The organism is Bacillus toyonensis BCT-7112 (genome assembly GCF_000496285.1).
GTDB lineage: Bacteria > Bacillota > Bacilli > Bacillales > Bacillaceae_G > Bacillus_A > Bacillus_A toyonensis.
Window position 1 is genome coordinate 4625984 of sequence record NC_022781.1, and the last position, 24006, is coordinate 4649989.

The 24006-nt window shown below is 36.3% G+C and carries 21 protein-coding genes and 1 pseudogene; 12 read left to right on the top strand and 10 right to left on the bottom strand.

Features of this window, described 5'->3' with window-relative positions; genetic code table 11:
* Positions 1-493: 493 nt before the first annotated feature.
* The 4 genes from BTOYO_RS23630 to narI are packed head-to-tail and all read left to right on the top strand — an operon-like array spanning position 494 to position 6899.
* The gene (locus tag BTOYO_RS23630) at positions 494-4177 is read left to right on the top strand and encodes a nitrate reductase subunit alpha (protein WP_000729099.1); all 3684 of its coding nucleotides are present in this window, start codon (positions 494-496) and stop codon (positions 4175-4177) included.
* Positions 4167-5642 carry a nitrate reductase subunit beta gene (gene narH / locus BTOYO_RS23635; RefSeq protein WP_000692707.1) on the top strand — a complete coding sequence of 492 codons (1476 nt, stop codon included), beginning with the start codon at positions 4167-4169 and terminating at the stop codon, positions 5640-5642. Before BTOYO_RS23630 ends, narH begins: the two co-directional genes overlap by 11 nt.
* A gap of 19 nt (positions 5643-5661) precedes the next feature.
* Positions 5662-6192: a nitrate reductase molybdenum cofactor assembly chaperone gene (gene narJ / locus BTOYO_RS23640; RefSeq protein WP_002093771.1), complete on the top strand. Its 531-nt coding sequence runs from the start codon at positions 5662-5664 to the stop codon at positions 6190-6192.
* A 17-nt stretch (positions 6193-6209) separates the two neighbouring features.
* Positions 6210-6899 carry a respiratory nitrate reductase subunit gamma gene (gene narI, locus BTOYO_RS23645; protein ID WP_000969188.1) on the top strand — a complete coding sequence of 230 codons (690 nt, stop codon included), beginning with the start codon at positions 6210-6212 and terminating at the stop codon, positions 6897-6899.
* A 142-nt stretch (positions 6900-7041) separates the two neighbouring features.
* Here narI and BTOYO_RS23650 read toward each other — a convergent pair whose 3' ends face one another.
* Positions 7042-7734, bottom strand: coding sequence for a Crp/Fnr family transcriptional regulator (locus BTOYO_RS23650; RefSeq protein ID WP_000013862.1), 693 nt, complete (start codon positions 7732-7734; stop codon positions 7042-7044).
* 378 nt (positions 7735-8112) lie between these two features.
* Here BTOYO_RS23650 and moaA point away from each other — a divergent pair, with 378 nt between their 5' ends.
* The 7 genes from moaA to BTOYO_RS23685 all read left to right on the top strand — a co-directional run bounded on the left by moaA (position 8113) and on the right by BTOYO_RS23685 (position 14042).
* The gene (moaA, locus tag BTOYO_RS23655; RefSeq protein WP_000544630.1) at positions 8113-9126 is read left to right on the top strand and encodes a GTP 3',8-cyclase MoaA; all 1014 of its coding nucleotides are present in this window, start codon (positions 8113-8115) and stop codon (positions 9124-9126) included.
* A gap of 17 nt (positions 9127-9143) precedes the next feature.
* A complete protein-coding gene (locus tag BTOYO_RS23660) occupies positions 9144-10157 on the top strand; it encodes a molybdopterin-synthase adenylyltransferase MoeB (protein ID WP_001158119.1) in 1014 nt (337 codons plus the stop codon).
* A 42-nt stretch (positions 10158-10199) separates the two neighbouring features.
* Complete coding sequence (locus BTOYO_RS23665) at positions 10200-11489, top strand: molybdopterin molybdotransferase MoeA (RefSeq protein WP_023441237.1); 1290 nt, start codon at positions 10200-10202, stop codon at positions 11487-11489.
* A 44-nt stretch (positions 11490-11533) separates the two neighbouring features.
* Complete coding sequence (locus BTOYO_RS23670) at positions 11534-12004, top strand: molybdenum cofactor biosynthesis protein MoaE (RefSeq protein ID WP_000149947.1); 471 nt, start codon at positions 11534-11536, stop codon at positions 12002-12004.
* A complete protein-coding gene (moaD, locus tag BTOYO_RS23675; protein WP_000573668.1) occupies positions 12001-12234 on the top strand; it encodes a molybdopterin converting factor subunit 1 in 234 nt (77 codons plus the stop codon). Before BTOYO_RS23670 ends, moaD begins: the two co-directional genes overlap by 4 nt.
* 80 nt (positions 12235-12314) lie before the next feature.
* Positions 12315-13484: a nitrate transporter NarK gene (gene narK, locus BTOYO_RS23680; protein WP_000841860.1), complete on the top strand. Its 1170-nt coding sequence runs from the start codon at positions 12315-12317 to the stop codon at positions 13482-13484.
* A 54-nt stretch (positions 13485-13538) separates the two neighbouring features.
* Positions 13539-14042: a hypothetical protein gene (locus tag BTOYO_RS23685; protein WP_000995726.1), complete on the top strand. Its 504-nt coding sequence runs from the start codon at positions 13539-13541 to the stop codon at positions 14040-14042.
* A gap of 193 nt (positions 14043-14235) precedes the next feature.
* On the opposite strand, the gene BTOYO_RS23690 is transcribed toward BTOYO_RS23685, so the two are convergent.
* The 6 genes from BTOYO_RS23690 to ric all read right to left on the bottom strand — a co-directional run bounded on the left by BTOYO_RS23690 (position 14236) and on the right by ric (position 20641).
* Positions 14236-14706 carry a precorrin-2 dehydrogenase gene (locus BTOYO_RS23690; protein ID WP_000287168.1) on the bottom strand — a complete coding sequence of 157 codons (471 nt, stop codon included), beginning with the start codon at positions 14704-14706 and terminating at the stop codon, positions 14236-14238.
* Entirely contained in the window at positions 14699-15409 is a 711-nt protein-coding gene (locus BTOYO_RS23695; RefSeq protein ID WP_000676483.1) for a sirohydrochlorin chelatase, read from the bottom strand. The genes BTOYO_RS23690 and BTOYO_RS23695 overlap by 8 nt, the downstream gene beginning before the upstream one ends.
* A complete protein-coding gene (locus BTOYO_RS23700; protein ID WP_001014930.1) occupies positions 15406-16830 on the bottom strand; it encodes a uroporphyrin-III C-methyltransferase in 1425 nt (474 codons plus the stop codon). The genes BTOYO_RS23695 and BTOYO_RS23700 overlap by 4 nt, the downstream gene beginning before the upstream one ends.
* A 58-nt stretch (positions 16831-16888) precedes the next feature.
* Positions 16889-17206 carry a nitrite reductase small subunit NirD gene (nirD, locus tag BTOYO_RS23705; RefSeq protein ID WP_000942187.1) on the bottom strand — a complete coding sequence of 106 codons (318 nt, stop codon included), beginning with the start codon at positions 17204-17206 and terminating at the stop codon, positions 16889-16891.
* A gap of 14 nt (positions 17207-17220) precedes the next feature.
* On the bottom strand, positions 17221-19626 hold the full coding sequence (gene nirB / locus BTOYO_RS23710; RefSeq protein WP_000746922.1) for an NADPH-nitrite reductase large subunit: 2406 nt from the start codon (positions 19624-19626) through the stop codon (positions 17221-17223).
* 307 nt (positions 19627-19933) lie between these two features.
* The gene (gene ric / locus BTOYO_RS23715; protein WP_000401367.1) at positions 19934-20641 is read right to left on the bottom strand and encodes an iron-sulfur cluster repair di-iron protein; all 708 of its coding nucleotides are present in this window, start codon (positions 20639-20641) and stop codon (positions 19934-19936) included.
* Between the two features lie 76 nt (positions 20642-20717).
* Between ric and BTOYO_RS27035 the strand changes: the two are divergent.
* Positions 20718-20883 (top strand): annotated as a pseudogene (locus BTOYO_RS27035) (DUF3954 domain-containing protein).
* Between the two features lie 382 nt (positions 20884-21265).
* On the opposite strand, the gene BTOYO_RS23720 reads toward BTOYO_RS27035, so the two are convergent.
* From BTOYO_RS23720 to BTOYO_RS23730, 3 genes are all read right to left on the bottom strand, one after another.
* Complete coding sequence (locus tag BTOYO_RS23720) at positions 21266-21604, bottom strand: hypothetical protein (protein ID WP_000101563.1); 339 nt, start codon at positions 21602-21604, stop codon at positions 21266-21268.
* A gap of 332 nt (positions 21605-21936) precedes the next feature.
* Positions 21937-22725 (bottom strand): sulfotransferase family 2 domain-containing protein, encoded by a 789-nt coding sequence (locus tag BTOYO_RS23725; protein WP_000909242.1) that lies wholly within the window; start codon positions 22723-22725, stop codon positions 21937-21939.
* A gap of 162 nt (positions 22726-22887) precedes the next feature.
* Positions 22888-23673, bottom strand: coding sequence for a glycosyltransferase family 2 protein (locus BTOYO_RS23730; protein ID WP_001098389.1), 786 nt, complete (start codon positions 23671-23673; stop codon positions 22888-22890).
* Positions 23674-24006: the final 333 nt, after the last annotated feature.

Below are 24006 nucleotides of genomic sequence, written 5' to 3' on the forward strand. Positions count from 1 at the left end.
ATGTTAAAAAATCATGGTGAGATACTTTATAATTTCTATGTCCAAAAAGGAAATCCCACTCGTAATTTTATGAATATTCAGATTATATGTGTGGATAACATTTAGTATAATTGTTTCCGTAAATAAGAGCAATACCGTAAATAATGATTTATAGTTATATCTCGCTATTTGTGGGCTGATAATCAGTGGGGGACGAACAAAACCTCCACTGATTAAAGTTTCACTTTATATAAAAACGTAGGAATCTCTCCTGCGTTTTTTCTTATGCAAAAAAAGGTGAATCCTCAAAATGCTATTTTCCTAATAAGCTCACGGCTGACCGAAATCTTCACAACAAAAAAAAGTAATCTTTATTTATAAATGTTTCCCCGTAAACCGGTTTCCAAATGAATTTATGACAATCTCTTGAACTGTGCGAAATGTCACATCTGTATTTTACAACCTCTTTTATAGTAAGGGTATGTAAGAGAGACGTATTAAAGGAGTGAACAGTATGAAGAAGAAACCTTCAGCACTAATGAGACGTTTAAAATATTTTTCACCAATAGATCGTTATAACGATAATCATACACAAGAAACATATGAAGATCGTGAATGGGAAAATGTGTACAGAAAGCGATGGCAACATGATAAAGTAATCCGTTCTACACATGGCGTGAACTGTACTGGTTCATGTAGTTGGAACATTTATGTGAAAGATGGAATTGTAACTTGGGAAGGGCAGGAGCTTAACTATCCAACAACAGGTCCAGATATGCCTGACTTTGAACCACGAGGATGTCCACGTGGAGCGAGTTTTTCCTGGTACATTTATAGTCCACTTCGTGTGAAATATCCGTATGTACGTGGTGTTCTTTGGAGTATGTGGCAAGAGGAATTACAAAATAACAAGTCACCACTAGATGCTTGGAAAAGCATTGTGGAAAACCCTGAAAAAGCACGTAAGTATAAGCAGGCGCGTGGTAAAGGTGGATTTATTCGTGCGAATTGGGATGAAGTATTACAACTCGTTTCTGCTTCGTTACTTTACACAATCATTAAATACGGCCCAGACCGAAATGTTGGTTTTTCACCAATTCCAGCTATGTCGATGTTAAGTCATGCAGCGGGTAGCCGCTTTATGCAACTTATGGGCGGGCCGATGCTTAGCTTCTATGATTGGTACGCGGATTTACCACCAGCTTCTCCGCAAATTTGGGGTGATCAAACAGATGTACCAGAAAGTAGCGATTGGTATAACTCTGGTTACATTATGACATGGGGTTCAAATGTACCGATGACGAGAACGCCAGATGCACACTTTTTAGCCGAAGTTCGATATAAAGGAACGAAAGTTGTTTCTGTCAGTCCTGACTTCGCTGAGTCTACAAAATTTGCGGATGATTGGATTAGTGTGAAACAAGGTACAGACGGTGCACTTGCGATGGCAATGGGGCATGTGATCTTACAAGAATTTTACGTAGATAATCAAGTGGAATACTTCACAAAGTATGCGAAGCAATATACTGATTTTCCTTTCTTTGTCACATTGAAACAAAAAGGAGATCAATTCGTCGCTGATCGTTTCTTAAATGCTACTGATATTGGACGAGAAACAAAGTTAGGAGAATGGAAGCCTGTTCTTTGGAACGAGAACACGAAAGATTTTGCAACACCTCACGGCACAATGGGGTCACGTTGGGATAATGAAAAGAAATGGAATTTACGTTTAGAAGATGAACAAACAGGTGAAAAGATTGATCCACGTCTTTCTTTACTTGGAATGGAAGACGCTGTGGGAACGGTACAAATTCCGTACTTCTCAGATGATGGAAATAAAGTATTGGAACGTACAATTCCAGTGAAAAAAATTATGACAGAAGAAGGCGAAGTGTTCGTTACAACTGTATACGACTTAACGTTGGCAAATTACGGTGTGAACCGAGGGCTCGGCGGACAAGAGCCGAAAGATTTCAATGATGATGTACCATTTACACCTGCATGGCAAGAGAAAATGACAGGAGTGAAACGAGAGCTTATTATTCAAATTGCTCGTGAGTTTGCACAAAACGCAGTTGATACGGATGGGCGCTCGATGATTATTGTAGGGGCCGGTATTAACCATTGGTTTAATTCTGATACGATTTATCGCGCAGTTTTAAACCTTGTTCTTCTCGTTGGAGCACAAGGCGTAAACGGTGGCGGTTGGGCGCATTATGTCGGTCAAGAAAAATTACGACCAGCAGAAGGATGGCAAACAATCGCGATGGCAAAAGATTGGCAAGGGCCACCGAAATTACAAAATGGTACATCTTTCTTCTATTTCGTAACAGATCAATGGCGTTATGAAGATACACCGGTTGGACATTTAGCATCACCAATTGAGGGCAACTCTCGTTATCAACATCACGGTGATTACAACGTATTAGCGGCACGACTTGGCTGGTTACCTTCTTATCCGACATTCGAGAAAAATGGAATTGAATTATATAAAGAAGCTGTTGCTGCTGGTGCAACAACGCAAGAAGAAATCGGAAAATACGTTGCACAAAAACTAAAAGAAAAAGAACTAAAATTTGCGATTGAAGATCCAGATAATAAAAACAACTTCCCGCGCAACTTATTCGTATGGCGTGCCAACTTAATTTCAAGTTCTGGTAAAGGCCACGAATATTTCTTAAAACATTTATTAGGCACAACAAATGGATTAATGAATGACGATAGTGATTCGTTGCGACCAGAAGAAATTAAGTGGCATGAAGAAGCGCCAGAAGGGAAGCTTGATCTACTCATTAATTTAGATTTCCGTATGGCTGGAACAGCGCTCTATTCTGACATCGTCTTACCTGCTTCAACTTGGTATGAAAAGCATGATTTAAGCAGTACGGATATGCATCCATTTGTACATCCATTTAATCCAGCAATCGGTTCACCGTGGGAAGCACGCTCTGATTGGGATATTTTCACCGCTCTTTCTAAAGCTGTGTCAGATTTAGCGAAGAAAATCGACCTTGAACCAATGAAAGAAGTCGTTGCAACACCACTTCTTCACGATACACCGCAAGAATTAGCGCAACCACTTGGCAAGATTAAAGACTGGAGTAAAGGTGAGTGTGAACCAATACCGGGTAAAACGATGCCACAAATTCATGTTGTCGAAAGGGATTATAAAACAATTTATGACAAGATGACTGCACTAGGACCAAATGCTGGAAAACAACCAATTGGTACGAAAGGTATTTCTTGGTCAGCAGAAAAAGAGTATGAGCAATTAAAGAGCAAATTAGGAGTTGTTCGAACGGATTCTATTGCGAAAGGTTGCCCAGACATAAAAGAAGCAATCAATGCTGCTGAGGCGGTATTAACGCTTTCTTCGACAACAAACGGTCATATGGCTGTAAAAGCATGGGAAGCACTTGAAAAACAAACGGATTTAAAACTGCGTGATTTAGCAGAAGAACGTGAAGAAGAATGCTTCACATTCGAACAAATTACAGCACAGCCGAAAACAGTAATTACTTCTCCAGCTTTTACAGGTTCTGAAAAAGGTGGACGCCGTTATTCACCATTTACAACAAATGTGGAACGTCTTATTCCTTGGAGAACGATAACGGGTCGACAATCTTTCTACTTAGATCATGACATGATGAAAGAATTCGGTGAAACGATGGCAACATTTAAACCAATTCTGCAACATAAACCGTTCCGAAAATCACGTCCCGAAGTAGAAGGAAAAGAAATTACACTAAACTATTTAACACCGCATAATAAGTGGTCGATTCATAGTATGTACTTCGATTCATTACCGATGTTAACGTTATTTAGAGGTGGTCCAACTGTTTGGATGAATAAAGATGATGCGAATGAAGCTGGCGTCGCAGATAATGATTGGATCGAGTGCTTTAACCGTAACGGTGTTGTTGTAGCACGTGCTGTCGTAACGCACCGTATACCGAGAGGGATGGCATTTATGCACCATGCACAAGATCGCCACATTAACGTGCCTGGTACGAAATTAACAAGCACCCGCGGGGGAACACATAATAGTCCAACCCGTATTCATGTTAAACCAACACATATGATTGGTGGATATGGCCAATTAAGCTATGGATTTAACTACTATGGTCCGACTGGGAATCAGCGTGACTTAAATGTTGTAATCCGTAAACTGAAGGAGGTAGATTGGCTTGAAGATTAAAGCACAAGTCGGAATGGTAATGAACCTAGATAAATGCATCGGCTGCCATACTTGTAGCGTAACATGCAAAAACACCTGGACAAATCGTCCAGGTGCTGAATATATGTACTTCAATAACGTAGAAACGAAACCTGGAATTGGTTATCCGAAACAATGGGAAGATCAAGAGAAATATAAAGGCGGCTGGGAATTGAGAAATGGTGAAATTCAGCTGAAATCAGGTTCGAAAATGAAACGCCTTATGAATATTTTCCACAATCCAGATCAACCAACCATCGACGATTACTTTGAACCTTGGAACTATGATTATGAAACATTAACAAATAGCCCGCAGCGTAAGCATCAACCAGTTGCTCGTCCGAAATCAGCAATTACAGGCGAATTTATCGACAAAATTGAATGGGGTCCAAACTGGGAAGATGATTTAGCTGGTGGACATATAACAGGATTGCAAGATCCGAACGTAAAGAAAATGGAAGAAGAAATTAAAACAGATTTTGAAAATGTCTTTATGATGTATTTACCACGCATATGCGAACATTGTATGAATCCATCTTGCGTATCTTCTTGTCCATCTGGTGCGATGTATAAACGTGAAGAAGATGGGATTGTTCTTGTGGATCAAAATGCATGTCGTGCTTGGAGGTTCTGCGTATCTTCTTGTCCATATAAAAAAGTGTATTTTAACTGGCAAACGAATAAAGCAGAAAAATGTACAATGTGTTTCCCGCGTATTGAAGCTGGTATGCCAACGATTTGTTCGGAAACATGTGTAGGACGTATCAGGTATATTGGGGTAATGCTATATGACGCTGACAAAGTGAAAGAAGCAGCTTCTGTTGAAGATGAAAAAGATTTATATGAATCTCAGCTTACTGTTTTTCTAGATCCAAATGATCCAGAAGTAGCAGCTGAAGCGAAAAAACAAGGCATTCCTGAAGAATGGATTAAAGCAGCACAAGAGTCACCGATCTATAAAATGATTATCGATTGGAAAATTGCTCTGCCTCTTCATCCAGAGTACCGTACAATGCCAATGGTTTGGTATATCCCCCCGCTTAGCCCGATTATGAATATGGTGGAAGGGAAAGGAAGTAACTGGCAAGCAGAAGAGATTTTCCCTGCTATCGATAATATGCGTATCCCAATTCAATATTTAGCGAACCTACTCACTGCAGGAGATGAATCCCACATTCGTCTTACGTTGAAAAAAATGGCTGTCATGCGGACGCATATGAGAGCATTGCAAATTAATAAAGAACCAAATGAAGCAGTATTAAAAGAAATTGGTTTAACGAAACAGGATGTAGAAGATATGTATCGTCTTCTTGCTATCGCGAAATATAAAGATCGCTTCGTCATTCCGGGCACTCACCGTGAACAAGTTGCTGATTTATATAGTGAACAAGGAAGCTGTGGTTTATCCTTCGCAGGTGGGCCAGGGTCTTGCATGACAATTTCTTAAATAAAGGGGGCGGAAAATGATGAAACAAAGTTTACAAACTGCTTTTTCTTGTTCTTCTTTTCTTCTCTCCTATCCGGAACTTGGGTGGGGAGAAGCTTTAACTGAAGTACAAGAAGAGATTGAAGCAATTGAACAAGAAGACGTTAAAGCAGCACTTACAGCGTTTATAAAACAAGCACTAGATAAAACGAACGATCAATTAATTGATCCTTACGTATATACATTTGATTTTGGTAAAAAGACAAATATGTATTTAACTTATATGAACACAGGTGAACAAAGAGAAAGAGGTATTGAATTATTAGAGTTAAAACAGCATTATAAAAAATCTGGTTTTGAAGTAACAGATAAAGAACTACCGGATTATTTACCGCTTTTGCTTGAGTTTTTTGCAAATGCAAATGAGCAAGATAGTGAGCCAATTATGAGTAAATACAAGGAAAATATACAAGCATTGCACGTTCAATTAAAAGAAGCTGATAGTATGTATGAACCAATTCTTGCAGCTATTCTCCTCGCTATCGATACATGGGGTGTACAGACAAATTAGAAAGGAGAGTTGTCAAAATGATGGATCAATTTCTATGGGTGTTGTTTCCCTATATCATTTTTGCAATCTTTATCGGTGGACATATTTTCAGATACAACTATGATCAATTTGGATGGACATCAAAATCTAGTGAACTATTAGAGAAAAAAATGCTCCGGGCCGGAAGTCTATTATTCCACTTTGGGATCATGTTCGTAATTGGCGGTCATGTTATGGGGATTTTAATTCCAGAGTCCGTATACCGTTCAATAGGTATTTCTGAACATATGTATCATGTAGTAGCAATTAGTTTCGGACTTCCGGCAGGTGTTGCTTCTATCATCGGTTTAATTATATTAACGTATCGCCGTGTAACCGTAAAACGCATCATTGCAACGAGTACAACGGGAGATTATATTGCGCTTATTTTATTACTTATCGTTATGCTGGCAGGACTTTCCTCAACATTTTTAAATATCGACTCAAAAGGGTTTGATTATCGTACAACGATCGGTCCTTGGTTCCGAAGTCTCTTTATTTTCCAACCGAAAGTTGAATATATGATGGAAGTGCCTGTATGGTTTAAAATTCATATTATTGCAGCGATGGGTCTATTCGCAGTATGGCCGTTCACTAGACTTGTACATGTATTTAGTGCTCCAATTAAATACTTAAGCCGTAGTTATGTAATTTACAGAAGACGTATTCCTAATGAATTGAAAAAATAATAACGCTTTGAACAAATAGCAGCTAAAACGAAACGAGGTCTAATATGGAAGGCCTCGTTTTTATTAATATAGGGGAATAACCGTGTACGTTATAATGAAAAAGTAACGTAATATGAAAAAAGATTAGCATCTAAATAAGATGCTAATCAATGCTACAAACAGAGGTAGAACAATCTTCACAAGCAATTTCACATTTTAAAAATTGTAAATCATGAATTGTAATCTTTCCTTTAGTAATAGAAATCGTACCCTTTTTTTTCAAATCATTTAACATTCGATTTACGCTTTCACGGGAAGTTGCACAGAAGTTCGCAAGTTCTTGATTCGTTAATGGTAAATCGATGAGAATACCATTTTCCTTTAACACACCATAACTATTTGTCATTCGTATGAGAGTAGAATACAGGGCACCTTTTTTGCCGTGTAATACTAAATCGCGGAACTTCGTTTGCATTCTTCTTAAATGTTCACTAATCCATTTCATAAATTCAAATACAAGTGCGGGTTTTTGGAGTAATGCTTTTTCTAAGGTTTCACGCTTTATTACTCCTACTTCAACATCTTCAAGGCATTTTGAATTTAATAAATACTTCGCATTGTCCGTGAATAATGTTAATTCGCCAATAATGTCGTATGCCGAACAAATACGGAGTGTTAATTCTTGTCCGTCAGCACTTAGTTTACTAATTTGTACTTTTCCTGAGTGGATGATATAGAGTTCTGTTGCTTCCATACCTTCTTGAAAAATAAAACTTCCTTTTTTTATCTGCATTTTATATTCAACAGATGCAAGTAATTCCTTTAAATCTTGAGATAATGTCATACTGTTTGCCACAGCGATCACCTTTCTTCTTATAAGCAATACATTTCCTATTTTGAGTGTAAGTATGATGAAAATGCAAGAGCTATTTTAAAAAAAGTGAAATTTCAATGACCGTACGGGAAAATAAATTAATATGTTTTAAGAGTTAATGGAAGTAAAGGGGTAAATGAGTATAAGTTTTTAGTTGAAAAGATAACCAAAAAAAATTCAATATGTAAAGTAGATGAGACTAAAGATGTGAACAAAATTCGAACGGATTTGTGAAGAATTTTTGAATGGGGAAAGTAATGTGAGAAAAGTCACATTGAATATGTAGCTTCTTTTTTATAATAAAGGCAAATAAAAAATATGAAACCTACTAAGGATTGCAGTAGAAAAGAAGGGATATAGATGCACGAGAAGATGAGGGATTCGTTAGAGCGGCCACTTCAAGATTTACGTATTTCAGTTATTGATCGTTGTAATTTTAGGTGTACATACTGTATGCCAGCCGAAGTGTTCGGATCTAATTATGCTTTTTTACAGGAAGAGTTTTTATTAACATTCGATGAAATAGAAAGATTAGCTAGATTATTTATAAGTATGGGAGTCAATAAAATTAGACTTACTGGCGGTGAACCTTTATTGCGTAAAGATTTACCAAAGTTAATTGCAAGGCTTGCAAAGCTAGAAGGCTTAACAGATATTGGACTCACAACAAACGGTATTCATTTAGCAAAACAAGCTAAGGCGCTAAAAGTTGCGGGATTAAAACGTGTAAATATTAGTTTAGATGCGATAGAGGATCACGTTTTCAAAAAAATAAATGGCCGAAATGTAAGCACAAAACCTGTATTGAAAGGGATTGAAGCAGCGAAGGCAGCTGGATTAGAAGTGAAAGTAAATATGGTCGTAAAAAAAGGGATGAATGATAGTCAAATTCTTCCTATGGCTCAGTATTTTAAAGAACAAGAAATTCAGCTACGTTTTATCGAGTTTATGGATGTGGGCAGTACGAACGGCTGGAACTTTGAACAAGTCATTACGAAGGAACAATTAATAGAAAAAATTAATCGTGTATATCCGATTGAGCCCGCCCAGCCTCGTTACTTTGGAGAAGTAGCTAAAGTGTATCGATATGTAGGGAGCGATGCAGAAGTTGGCTTTATTACTTCTGTTTCTGAGTCATTTTGTTCTTCTTGTACGAGAGCTCGTATTTCGGCAGACGGAAAGTTTTTTACATGCCTATTTGGAACGAAAGGAACGGATTTGCGAACGCTTCTTCGAGAAAATATTTCTAATGCATCACTATTAAAAATTCTACAACATACATGGGAGTTTAGAAAAGATCGGTATTCAGATGAAAGAACAGCTGAAAGTGCAAATAAACGTCCAAAAGTAGAAATGTCTTACATTGGTGGATAACGAAAGGAGGGTTCCCTATGCAAGAGCGTTATTCAAGGCAAGTATTGTTTTCTGGAATTGGTGAAATGGGACAAAGAAAAATAAAAGAAAAGCATGTGCTCCTAATAGGAGCGGGTGCACTAGGAGCTGCGAATGCAGAAGCGCTCGTTAGGATGGGAATTGGGAAATTGACAATTGCTGACCGTGACTACGTTGAATGGAGTAATTTACAAAGACAACAGTTATATACAGAAGAAGATGCACAGCAGTGTAAACCGAAAGCAATTGCAGCGGCAGAGCATTTAAGAAAAATTAATTCTGAAGTAGAAATTGTACCTGTTGTAACGGATGTTACAATGCAAGAAATGGAAGAGTTAACAAAAGAAGCAGATCTTATAGTAGATGCGACTGATAATTTCGATACGCGCCTACTTATAAATGATATTTCACAAAAAGAAAATATACCTTGGATATACGGTGGATGCATTGGAAGTTACGGTGTAACGTATACGATTCTTCCTGGAGAAACACCATGTTTTCGCTGCTTAATGGATCATCCTATGGGCGGTGCAACATGCGATACAGCCGGAATCATTCAGCCAGCGGTACAAATGGTTGTTGCTCACCAAGTAACAGAAGCGATGAAAATATTGGTGGATGATTTTGAGGCGTTAAGAGGAACAATGTTATCATTTGATATTTGGAACAATCAATATCTCTCATTAAAAGTAAATAGGCAGAAAAAAAGTACATGTCCATCTTGTGGGAATGTACGCACGTATCCAAGTTTAACATTTGAAGCACAGATGAAAACGGAAGTGCTATGCGGGCGGAATACAGTTCAAATCCGTCCAGGAATAAAAAAAATTCTTAATTTAGAAGAAATTCAAAAGCGCTTACAAAAAAGTGTGAATGTCAAAAAAACTCCATATTTACTATCCTTTCTAGTAGATGAATATCGTTTTGTGTTATTTACAGACGGCAGAGCGTTTATTCATGGGACTAATGATATGAAAATGGCAAAACGGTTATACGCAAAATATATAGGATGAACAGAAAGAGAGTTTCTTCTTATCAAAACGAGGTGAAAAAGAATGTTAGAAAAACGTACACCAATCTCAGTGGCAGAAGCAGTTGCACGTGTAATGGAATATGCCTATCAAGGTGAAATGGAAAAGGTTTCTCTTACCGAAAGTTACGGAAGAGTCCTCGGAGAAGATGTTGTTGCAGATCATGATGTTCCGCATTTTGATCGCTCTCCGTACGACGGATTTGCGATTCGAACAGAAGATACAAAAGAAGCAAGTAGCAGTAACCCAATTCAGTTTGAAGTGATAGGTGAAATTGGAGCAGGTTTTGTTTTTAAAGAGGAAGTAAAAGCATTTCAAGCTGTACGTATTATGACAGGAGCCGCAATTCCAGCGGGATGTAATGCTGTTGTTATGTTAGAACTAACGGAAGGGTTTGAAGAAAACAAAAAGACTTATATGAAATTAAAACGCTCTTTCACTTCTGGTGATAACATTTCTTTTCAAGGAGAAGATGTAAAACAAAATGCCATACTTGTGAAAAAAGGGACTTCTATTAACCCTGGAGTAGCGGCACTGCTTGCTACGTTTGGTTATAGTTCCGTGCATGTTGTAAGACAGCCGGTTATTGGAATTGTAACGACAGGGAGTGAACTACTCGAAGTACATGAACAACTGAAAGAAGGGAAGATTCGAAATAGTAACTCCTATATGATCGCTGCTCAAATTGAACGAGCGGGCGGAGTTGTACAGTATTGTGGACAATTCGCTGACGATTTTGAGACGTGTTATAACACTGTAAAAAAAGCGATAAAAGAAGTTGATATATTAATTACAACTGGTGGCGTTTCAGTAGGAGACTATGACTATTTACCTGCTATTTATGAGAGATTACAAGCAAATGTACTTTTCAATAAAATAGCGATGCGACCAGGAAGCGTGACAACTGTCGCTGAGCTAGAAGGAAAACTATTATTTGGTCTATCTGGTAATCCTTCTGCTTGTTATGTCGGATGTGAATTATATGTTCGACCAGTCATTGGAACATACTTGCACAGGAAAGATCCGCACTTATTTCGAGCAGAAGCAATTTTACAGAAAGACTTTCCGAAAGCAAATCCGTTTACTCGTTTTGTAAGAGGGAATGTAGAACTTGTAGATGGCCAATTACAAGTTACACCAGTCGGTTTAGATAAATCTAGCGCAATTTCTTCACTTGCAGAAGCGAATGCATGTATCGTTCTGCCGGGAGGAACGAGAGGATTTGAAGCAGGAATAACCGTTTCGGTACTGTTATTAGAATCAAGCGCCGGAAGTGAGTGGCCGTGGGAAGAGCCGCTTCGATCATACAAGTAACAGAAAAATAGATTGCTAATTTATACAAAGATAAGAGGTGCAAGATGACACATACGTATTATGAAGTAATTGATACTCCTATTTTAATTGAAGATGTTACAAGTAAAGTAATTCGCCGTGAGTGCGGTGCAGTTACTACTTTTATTGGTACTGTCAGAGAATTTACGAAAGGACGTCGCACGCTTTATTTAGAGTATGTAGCTTATAAGACAATGGCGGAAAAACAGCTTGAGAAAATTGGTGCTGAAGTAGAAGCGAAGTGGCCTGGGACATATGTGGCAATTACACATCGCATTGGTACATTAAAAATTTCTGATCTTGCTGTTGTTGTTGCTGTTTCTACACCACACCGGAAAGCGGCCTATGAGGCGAATGAATATATTATGGAGCGTATAAAACAAATTGTTCCGATTTGGAAGAAAGAGTTTTGGGAAGATGGTGAGTCATGGATAGGGGATCAGTTAGAGAAAATAGCATATGGTAATGGCGAACCTGAAAAGGAGATGAGAACATGATTGAAGTACTATTATTTGCACATTTGCAAGAAGAAGCAAGTAAGTCGGTCTTGCAAATAGATTGTGAAAATATTTCAGTTTCTGAACTAAAGGAAGTTCTGATTAAGAAATACAATGTAGCAATTTCAAACGAGATAATGGTCGCCGTAAATGAAGAATACGCAAATGAGGATGACATCATTCAAACTGGCGACGTCGTAGCAATGATTCCGCCAGTAAGTGGTGGTTGATTCTTTTCAGCCTAATCATGTTAGGACGTGATTAGGCTGGAGAGAATGAATATAACTATGCATACATAGGAGGGAACAGGATGAAAAGTCCTAATTTTCAATTAAGTTTACAAACTTCTAATCTAGTTATCGGTTTTATGGTATGGGTCATTTTATCATCATTAATGCCTTATATTAAAGCAGATATTCCATTAACTGCGGGACAAATTTCTATGGTAACAGCAGTACCGGTTATTTTAGGTTCTATTCTTCGCATTCCAATTGGTTATTGGACGAATCGTTACGGAGCAAGAAAATTATTCTTTATTAGTTTTATTCTTTTATTATTCCCTGTCTTTTACATTAGTGTTGCCAATTCTATGATGGATTTAATTATTGGTGGCTTATTTGTAGGGATTGGTGGTGCTGTATTCTCTGTAGGAGTAACTTCTTTACCAAAGTACTTTCCAAAAGAGAGCCACGGTTTTGTAAATGGTATTTACGGAGTGGGTAACGCTGGAACAGCAATTACTTCATTTTTAGCACCTGTTATTGCAACTTCAGTTGGCTGGAGAACGACAGTACAGTGTTATTTAATTTTACTTGCAGCATTTGCACTTATGAACTTTTTATTAGGAGATCGTAAAGAAAAAAAGGTGAATACACCATTAATGGAACAAATAAAAGGTGTATATAAAAATGAAAAACTTTGGTTTTTATGTATCTTTTACTTTTTAACTTTCGGATCATTCGTCGCATTTACAGTATACTTACCAAACTTTTTAGTATCTCACTTCGGATTAGAGAAAGTAGATGCAGGTATGCGGACAGCTGGCTTCATCGTATTAGCAACAATTATGCGCCCGATTGGTGGTTGGCTCGGTGATAAATTTAATCCATTTAAAATATTAATCTTCGTATTTATCGGTTTAACACTTTCAGGTATTATCCTATCATTTATGCCAAGCATGAACGTATACACATTTGGTTGCTTACTAGTCGCATTTTGTGCAGGTATTGGCAATGGTACAATCTTCAAGCTTGTGCCAATGTACTTCTCTGAGCAAGCAGGGATTGTAAATGGTGTTGTGTCAGCTTTAGGTGGACTAGGAGGGTTTTTCCCGCCATTAATTTTAACATTACTATTCCAACTAACAGGTCATTATGCAATCGGATTTATGGCGTTATCAGAAGTAGCGCTTGCTTGTTTAATTATTACAGTGTGGATGTATAGTCAAGAGAAGCTGTTAGTGATGTTAAAGAATCATTAATAGAAAAAAGGGTGCCTAGTAGAGGCATCCTTTTTTCTACTTAAACAAACAAGAATGAATTGTCTTATGTATAACAAGGGCCTTTTCGTAAATAATGTTGTTTTATTACTTAAGAATTTTATCTTTATTGATTTTATAAGAATTTCCCGCATAATTGTAACAAAGGGAGATGATTCCAAGTTGAGTAAACAGAATATCAGCACAACAGTTTCAGGAGATTTGATTGTTACCCATCTAATTGGTCAGATTAAAACAGAGGATGTGTATGAATGGTTTAATGATTTTGAGCAGGTTTGTCAGCAATTTATTTCTGAAGGGCGGAAATACAAATTATTGGTAGATAGAAAAGAATACACGCCAAATCATTTTTCTGTTCAAAAAGTATGGAAAGATAAGTTCTTCAATGAAACCATTTTGAATCATAGTAAGGCAATTGCATTTCTTCTTGAAGAAGGGGAGATACTGAATTATTTACAACAATCCAATACGAAAGAATCTGTGGAATTTTTCGATGATTATGAACAATCGCTAATTTGGTTGAATGAATATCCAATGTAAAAAATGAATTGAAAGAGTTGCTCGTAATGTTGCAGTTATCATAACATTTACTTGTTTACAAGTTGCCGACACCATTCATTTTCTTCGCAGATTGCTTGTGCAGTTTCAAAAAAGAAACCAAAACAAAAAGAACAAACGCTTCTAAAAAACGTTTGTCCAAAGGTAATTACTATTTTGGCTAAGAAATAGATTATTATTTGTGAGTACGAGAAAGCTTTTTTATAAGTTTAGGAAGTATAGATGTTAATTCTTGCTTCATACGCTTTGTAGACGATGGATCTTTACCAGAAGTTGAAATAGTGACAATATATTCATTATTTCTTATAACGCCAGGTGTGTGAAACGATGATTCTGTACCATCGCTTACAACGTTAACCCACTGGAAATCGTGGGCGGCCTGTTTGACCATCATATTAACAGCATGTTGATTTGTAGCTGCATAAATAAGATGAGCATCTTTAATGTCATCATTACTAAAAGTTTTTTGCTTCCAAGTAATATAGGGAAGTTCTTTCATTTCCTCGCAAATCTCGGGGCTAATAACGGTGACGAAAGCGCCTGTATTTTTTAATCCAGACGCTTTTCGATATGCAATTTTACCTCCACCAATGATAACGACCACTTTATTATGTAGATTAAACATAAGAGGGTACATGCTATACATACACACATTCCTCCATTCGCTCTAATAATGCCAACTTCATATATGTATCAAACTTCAGGCAGTTACAAGTCGTAACGTGATCGTATTTTTTTGTATGCAATTTGATTTTTTGAAGCAATAATCCGGTAAAGAGAAGGTACGGCATGACATATACATGGGATGCGGCCGATGTTATAGTCTTGAGCTCAGCAGTAAAAGAGGGAGTTCCTTTCGTTAAAAAGGAGCACGATACTGGCATACTGAGTTTTCGTTCGACAGCTGCTCCGATTTGTTGTAACTCATGTATCGGCTGGGGGTCACTACTGCCTCTTCCTACGAGTAAAATACTACTACCTTGCATTGGAATAGTTTCACGTATTCTTTTCGCTACAAGTTCAACCATATGTGGATGCGTACTAAAAGGTGGTACAACTGAAAATGTTATATGTGGGTATTTCTTTTGTATTTGTTCTATTTCAAGAGGAATATCACGTTTATAGTGAGCTGCTGCAAATAATAAAACAGGTACAATCATTATTTCAGTTGCTCCCTCTAGTATTGTTTCTGTAACTGCATCCGAAATGGTAGGTGTTGTTAGTTCTAGAAAAGCTATTTTTTGAATTCTTTCGTTACGTTCTTTCATGACAGATTGAATAAAGCGAATAAATTGTTCATTGCCTTCTTGCAGGCGACTACCGTGTCCAACATATACAATTCCTTTCATCGTAGCACCAAATCTTTCTTCATAATAATGTCTTGTAATTGCTCATCTACATTATGTAATCCGACTTTATTCGCATAGTGTAAAGTTGGAACGTCGGTATACGAGAAGGGAAGAGTAAGAATATCAATAAAACCAAGTCGTTTTATTTCTGATAAAAAAGTATCAATTGAGGCACGCCCTTCAAACACAATGCTATCCCATGAGAATTCAGAAAGTATACGAGAATGAACTTCATCGAAACGATGATCAATTGTATACTCATGAGTCATCATATAGGAGCCAGCACCAATTTTCTCTTGAATAAAAGCAATTCGGTTAATATTTCTGCCTAAATAAACAGTTGTATGGGAAGAGAACTTTGCTTGTTTACTTAGTAGCCCATATTGCATAAGTTTTTCTTGAGTGGCAACATTCATGTGCTGCAGCTCTGCCTGTAAGGAACGAATATCTTTCTGGTATTTACTACATGCTTGCATCAAGATTTCTACACTTTCAGCTGAACAAAAAACAAGGCGATCAACGTTAAAAATTTCATTGATTTGTTCAAGTGTTAATGTATATTCTTCCTTTTTGAAAGTTGGAATTTGATATATTTCTGCACCGGTTTCTTGTAACCTTTGCTTCATTACACTTGTTTTATTTGTTGCAGATGCAAATAAAACTTTTTTACCATGTAATGGTTTACGTTCTTTCCAAGCGATTTGATTACGTAAGGAAACGACATCACCAACAATCGTCATGGAAGGGTTAGAAATATTTTCGGTTTTGACGTTATGAACAATGGTTGCTAGAGTCCCTGTGACAACGCGCTGTTTCCCAGTTGTACCCCATTCAATGACTGCTGCGGGTGTATCTTCTTTTTTTCCTGCTTGTAGTAAGTTTTCACAAATGGTAGGTAAGTTTTTTATACCCATGTAGTAGGCGATTGTGTCGCTATTGTGGGATGAATTATATTTTCCATAATCGGCCAAAGGACCTTTTGCATGTCCAGTTAGTAAAGTGACGCTATTACTGTAGTTACGGTGGGTGAGGGGGATACCTGCATAGCTACTAGCGGCGATGCTAGATGTAATACCTGGTACAATTTCATACGGAATGTTCGCAGATGCTAAAGTTTCTGCTTCTTCACCAACACGACCAAAAATAGAGGGATCTCCACCTTTTAAGCGTACAACGGTTTTTCCTTCTTTCGCAAATTGAAGGAGGTGGGCGTTAATCATTTCTTGTCGCATAGTATGATTTTTCGGCATTTTTCCGCAATAAATAAGTTCGCATGTTTCTTTTGTATAATGAAGAAATCTAGGATTTAATAAGCGGTCATATAAGACGATATCTGCACGCTTTAAGCAGTCTATCGCTTTTTTTGTAATAAGCCCTTCATCACCTGGTCCTGCACCAACTAAATATACATATCCGTTCATATTCACACCTCATCTATTTTTATTTAAAAGGAAGCCAGGGGAGGCTTCCTTTTGTAAATTACATGTTGATATAAATGTCACCATCAATAACTTCTACTTCGTACGTTTGAATACAACCGTCATCAGGTTTTTGAACTTCACCCGTTATTAATGAAATTTTCCAATCATGTAGTGGACAAAATACGAATTCTCCAGATACAATTCCTTCAGCTAATGGACCGTTTTTATGAGGACAACGATTTTCTACAGCGCGAATATCGCCATTTGAAAGGCTGAATAGGGCGATAGACGTACCTTTCATTTGCACCTCTTTACCAATTTGAATAGGAAGGTCTTCCGCACGCATAATTTTTATTTTTTCTTTCGTTTGTAACATATACTGCACGCTCCTTATTTTACAGTTTCTACTTCATACATCGCTTTTAATGAATTCGTTTCTAGTGCTTGTCCCCATGCTTCCGTATATGTGCTACGAGCTGTTTGGAAACGCTCATTTAACTTAGTGACCATATTTGTATCTTGCAGTATTTCTTTTATATGATCGAAGCCTAATCGTTCTGTCCAGTAGGCAGTGCGTTCTCCGTAAATACCAGTTTCACGATAATATTGCATGTAAGCTGTAGCGATGCGAAGAACATCATCTTCAGTAGGGACAATCATTACAAAATCAGCTTCACGCACTTCCGTACCACCATTTCCGCCGATATATAGTTGATATCCATTTTCGACACAAACAACGCCAAAATCTTTCGTAAGTACTTCCGCACAGTTACGTGGGCAGCCCGTTACACCCATTTTCATTTTATGAGGTGTATCTACCATTTCTAATGATTGTTCGAGTAGCATACCAAGCCCTAATGAATCTTTCGTACCGAAACGACAGAAACGAGAACCAACACACGATTTTACATTACGAAGTGATTTTGAATACGCATATCCAGAAGTCATATGTAAGTCAGCCCATACGTTAGGTAAATCTTGTTTCTTAACACCATATAAACCGATGCGACTTGCGCCTGTAATTTTCACAAGAGGAACATCATACTTTTTCGCAACTTCAGCAATTTTCATTAAATCATCTGCAGTTGTAACGCCTCCGTACATACGTGGAATAACAGAGAATGTACCATCATGCTGAATGTTACCATTCATTCTTTCATTAACGTAACGGGATGATTTATCATCTTCATATTCTTCTGGAATCGCCATACGTAAATAGTAATTTAAAGCAGGACGACATTTCGAACATCCGTCTTCATGTGCAAAACCGAGTACATTTCGTACTTCTTTTGGCGATTTTAAACCTTTCTCATGAATCGCTTCTACGACTTCATCACGTGATAAAGTTGTACATCCACACATACCGGCAGATTGTGCTGAGGCATCAAACGCATCTCCAAGTGTATGAGATAAAATTTGTTCTACAAGTGGACGACATTTACCACAAGAACCGGCGGCTTTCGTGCAGCCTTTTACTTCTTCAAAAGTCGTTAACTCTTGTTCTAAAATGGCATGTACGATTGTGCCTTTCGTAACACCATTACATCCACAAATCGTGTCATCCGCACTCATTGTAGCAACGTCAAGTTCACATTCTTCACCAGCTTTGTGAAGAATGGAAGCAGGTGTATATTCTTGTATATCTTCTTCTTTCTTTAACATACTAAAGAGGCGTGTACCATCAGCTGTGTCACCATATAAAACGATACCGGCGACTTTATTGTCACGAATTAATACTTTTTTATAGGAACGTTTACATTCATCAAAGATGGATATTGCTTTCGTTTGATCATCTTCATAGATTTGGCCAGCAGAGAATAAATCACAACCTGCAACTTTTAATTGCGTACCGACGATGCTGCCTGTATATCCATCAGTTTGTAAATTCGTTATATGTTTTGCTAATATTGCACCTTGTTCATATAGAGGAGCAACAAGGCCATAGGCGATACCGTCATGCTCTGCACATTCACCAACGGCATAAATGGATTCATCATTTGTTAGCATATAGTCGTTGACTACAATACCGCGATTTACAATTAAACTAGCATCTTTTGCTATTTGCGTATTCGGGCGTATCCCGACTGCCATTACAATTAAATCACAATCTACAACTTCACCATCTTCAAATTGAATGCCCTCAACATGGTCTGTACCAAGAATTTTTACCGTTTTCTTTTCCATGAGAAATTTCATGCCTTGTGCTTCTAAATCTTCACGAAGGAGAGAAGCTGCTTTTGTATCTAGTTGTTGCTCCATTAAGCTCGGCATTAAATGAACAACATGTACGTTCATTCCTAAATCAATAAGACCTCTTGCGGCTTCTAAGCCAAGTAACCCACCGCCGATGACAACGGCTTTTTTCTTATCTTTAGCAGTATCAATCATAAATTGTGTATCTTCAATTGTTCGAAATCCTGTCACACCAGGAAGGGTAGAACCTTCAACAGGTAAAATAAAAGCACTAGAACCTGTTGCGATAATGAGTTTGTCATATGTAAGAGTACGATTCTTTTCTGTGATAATGATTTTTTCTTCTCGGTTAATACTTTGAACTCTTTCGTTTGTATACAAGGTTATTTCATTTTCTTCGTACCAACTGTAGTCATTCATAATGATATCTTGCATATTTGTTTTGCCTTGTAAAACATGAGAGAGCATAATGCGATTATAGTTTGGATGTGGTTCATCTCCAAAAATAGTAATCTCATATGAATCACTATCATGTTTTAATATTTCTTCCATACAGCGTATGCCAGCCATACCATTTCCGATCATAACTAAACGTTTTTTCATATTCATTTCCCCTTTTTATGTGAAATGTTGAACAAAGTATATTATGTTTCTATTATAGAAAATAAAAAAAGAGGGAGATGTGATATTTATCACATCTTAATAATGATTCACAAATTGTTAAAATTCGGATTTATGTGGAGAGATAAGTGAAAGGGAATTTTTTATATGGGTAGGTGGGGGAGTGAAGAGACCCGCACCTAATTAAATAATAGTAAGCTGCCCAATGAAATGATAGGGGAAGTGTGACTATTTCTTACACAATGAAAAAGCAGGACATGAGCATGTATACTCATGTCCTGTGCTTTATCTATGCTTTCGTAATTGCACGTGGAAATAAAATGTTATTCTCTAAATGTATATGCTCAAATAAATCAGATTCTAGAGCTTCAAGACGTTGGTAAACAAGTCGATAAGTGCCACAAGCTCCTTCTGGAGGAGTAAAGTCATTTGTCACTTTACGAAGTTCTTTAATAATATTGCCAGCGTGGTTATGTTCATTCTCTAACTCATCCACTACTTTACGTAATTTTGCATAGTTTTCATCAGTTGGATGTTGTTCGAATTCTAAAATTAATGGGAAATCTTCTGTTTCTTCTTTAATTAAATGCTGTTCTAATTCCATCTTAAGTTCATGAAATAGCTTATGAATTTGAGCTAAATGAGGCTGACTAGCTCCATGGACGCGTAATACTTTCGTTACATACGGACTTAATTGTGGCAACTCTTCATTTAAATAGCGATGGTGCTTATTTATAACATAATCAATCAATTCGCGATAAGATGCATTTTTCCAATCAATTTCAGACTCGTTTAATAGTTTTGTTTTATCATAAAGCGTATTTAACTCTGTAAGTACTTCTGTTGCTGATAAATTTCTTTCATTAATTGCATCAATAAGTGGTTTATTACCACCACAACAAAAATCTATTCTATATGATTTAAAAAGATCACTAGCTTTCGGAAATTGTGTAACAATCTCACCGACAATAGAAGTTTCAGTAAATGTATGTTCCATATGAATGCCTCCATAAAGTTTAATGTGATAACTAAACCAAGAATAGCAATATATTAAAATCAATGTGGTGATATAAATCACTTATTATGTGTCAGTTTTGAAAATAAACGGAATATATGTTGTTAAAAATGGTCAGGTCCAACTAATAGAACCACCTCAAGGTGGATTTGGTGAACAATCATTTGTATATTCAAAATGGAAAAGTAATTCGTATGGAAGAGCGAAAAATTCGGTTAATATAATCAAATTTGAATTTTGTTAAGAAATGGGACTACAAGCATCAATAATTATATGGGAAAAAGAGCGTTATCACTGAAATAAAAAAGCCCTGCACACAGGGCATCTAAAAAGATACCTTAGCAATAATAACGATTTTGGGGACGTATTAGCTAAGGTATCTGGATGGATGGTTGCATACTAAGTATGCAGTCAAGAGCATTGTTGAATGTATTGGGTTATTCAACAAATTAAGAATAACACGAAGTTTCTGTTAATTCATCTGGTAAATTTGTCTAAAAAAATGCCTTTATAAAAGTTTTTCACCTAAGAAATGGATGCGTGGATCTTAACAAAAGCGTTATTTTAGCTAAAAGAGCATCTAACATAAGTTAAATACTCTTTGACTTAAAATAAATCTTCAGATGTATCTCTAATTGAATAGTTCTCACTAAAATTTACAATAGCAGAAATCTTTTGTTTTTTATCGTCAGCAACATGTCCGAATAGGTAAATCTCATGTGTTCTATATTCTTCCGGAGGCTCAACTTTTTTTATTACAATATCAAGAGTCTTCTCTTTTTTAAAGTAACCAATTGTAACTAGTTCAGCAGTTTTTTTTACTGTGGGCCATTCTTCACTGTATTCTTTTGGAATGGATTGAGCCGATACAAAATGTATAAATATAATCGGAATAGTTAGAAAAAACATACTTACAATTACGTAGCGTAATAATTTTCTTGCCATCAAGTGTCACACCTACCAATAATGTTTTATTTAATCAATCTAACAGTTTGTTATATTAAACCAGAATTAACCAATTAACTATCTATTTAGGTGACAATAGTATTACGAATTTGTAAGGTTTATTAAAAAAGAGCTTAATAGAAAGTCGAACAAAATAGTTATTTTGGAGGGGGACTCAATAGAAATCTTTTGAAAATTGAAATTCATTAAAAAGAGCACTATTAGAATAGTGCCCAACTTCAATTTGCAGGAGTATTATGAGGAAACTTAAGTAGGTGGCTTAAGTTTCTCTGTAATAATTATGAATTTATGATAAGGAAAATGTTTATATTTTAAAGTAATGTTGAGGGATATTTGTAAGTAGTGAAATCTTCTTTGAAGATATCTTCAACTAATTGAATCGTTTCTTCATCATAAAAACTATCATAGGTCGGATGCCTTGGGAATAAGGGATCTGTAATATCACCATCTGCATAGTTACCTTTGTAATTTGCTAGATTACTTTGGTGATGCCACGAGTTTATTAATCCGTTTAATGGAGATTTTTTTAAACAATGTTTGTCTTCTAAGATAGACAGATGGGTAGAGAATTTTTCAAGGTAAATGTAATTTGTAACGAACTCTTCTTCTCCTTGTATATATTGAGGTGTGAAGTGTGGGTTTACACCTTCAAAATTTGGTGCATGCGCTTTTAAATAATATAAATACAGTTTAAAGGAAATCTTTTTATTGCAAGATTCATCACCATAAAGATAACGACGGATTGGCTTCCACTCAGTGGATTCGTAATATGGCGCTGGTATAAGAGAAATAAAGGAACTTACAGCTCTTTTGAAAGGGTTTCTTACCAATTTATACGTGTCTTTTTCTTTTGCTTGTAATGCGTTGGCTAAATCAGTGAAATATGGTATGGAATTTTTATAAATTTCAAATTCATAGTTATGAACAAATGGGCTATATTTTACAACTTCTTTAAACAAATTAATGTGATAAAAGAACCAATATGCGAGTGAAGTGCAGCCGCTTTTTTGGCTCCAAAATAAGATTAAAGGGAAATCTTTGTGAAAGTGAGGGGGACGCCCATACTTGGCTATAAAATCATAAATATTTGTGATAAGCATATTTAACCTCCATTCACTTTGTATACTTTTCTTAGTGTATTGAGGGAATACTGAATATATGAAAATAAGCCATGAAAATGTCTGAATAATTTAAGAGAAATAACTTTTCATAAAAGCGTTATTTGAATAATTATGGATTGTGTTGATTTATAGATACAATAATTAATTTGGAAAACATAAATCTGGAAATAACAATTGATATTCTGGCATTAATCGAAGATCGCTAGTTAAGTTTGCATAATGTAGATAATTTTCTTCTAATTTAGCTAGTGTTACAAGATGATGAGTACCCAAACCATTCTGGGCGCTATGTTTAGAAAGAGTAGGACCAATCTGTAGTTTCCGGTCCTTCATAGCGTTGTTCCATGGACTGTAAAAGAACTTTAAAATGAAAGCAGGATACTTGTAAATAGTAAACGAATAGAACGAGTTATGTCTTCCTACTGAATAGTTACCATGCGAATAATTATGAATTAATCTACCGCCGTTATAAATGGTAAGAGGACTAGGCTGAATTACTATTCCATGAAAACGTTGTTTGACAAGTGGAATTCCATATCTCGGTTTAGTGTAGGCATGCATAGGGTCATCTACCATTAAAATAGTTCTAATGGAATACATCTTTCTTTTTAATTTAGTAAGTGATGAAAAAAACTCTTCTTTATTAGAACAGCAAAGAAATTCAGTGGTATTCAACACCATTTTCCAGCCCGTAATTTCTTTTTCTATGTTCATTACTTCTTGATCAACTAATACGGCATCAAACTCTAATACTTTTGAATCACGGATTTCCCAATGAGGTGCAAATAATTTACATATTTCAACCGAGCGATCAGTAGACCCACGATTAATAAGAATACCATGATCAAATAATTTTGTGTGGTGCATTAACCACCATGGGAGTAGATACTCTTCATTGTAGAAATGGGAAATTAAAGTTGTATTCATAAAGAGTCCTCCTTTCAAAATTTTGTGGAATATATCCTTATCTAGTATAATATGCTACTTGATCTAAAAAGTTTTCTTTAAAAATTATAATGGATGTTGAGATTTAAAAACACTCAATGAAAGAATATAGCCCACCATGTTCTGAATAATGCAATCCAACCAATCTAAGTAATATGTATTCCAAAATTTTCATAATTACTCCTTTTAGATATAAAGTGCTCAATGAAGATGGATTTTATAAATTTGTTACAAAATAATCTTTTTCTAATAAGAAAATCACTAAAATATGAGAAAATGATATAACAATATCTATAAATATAGTCCTACTGGCAG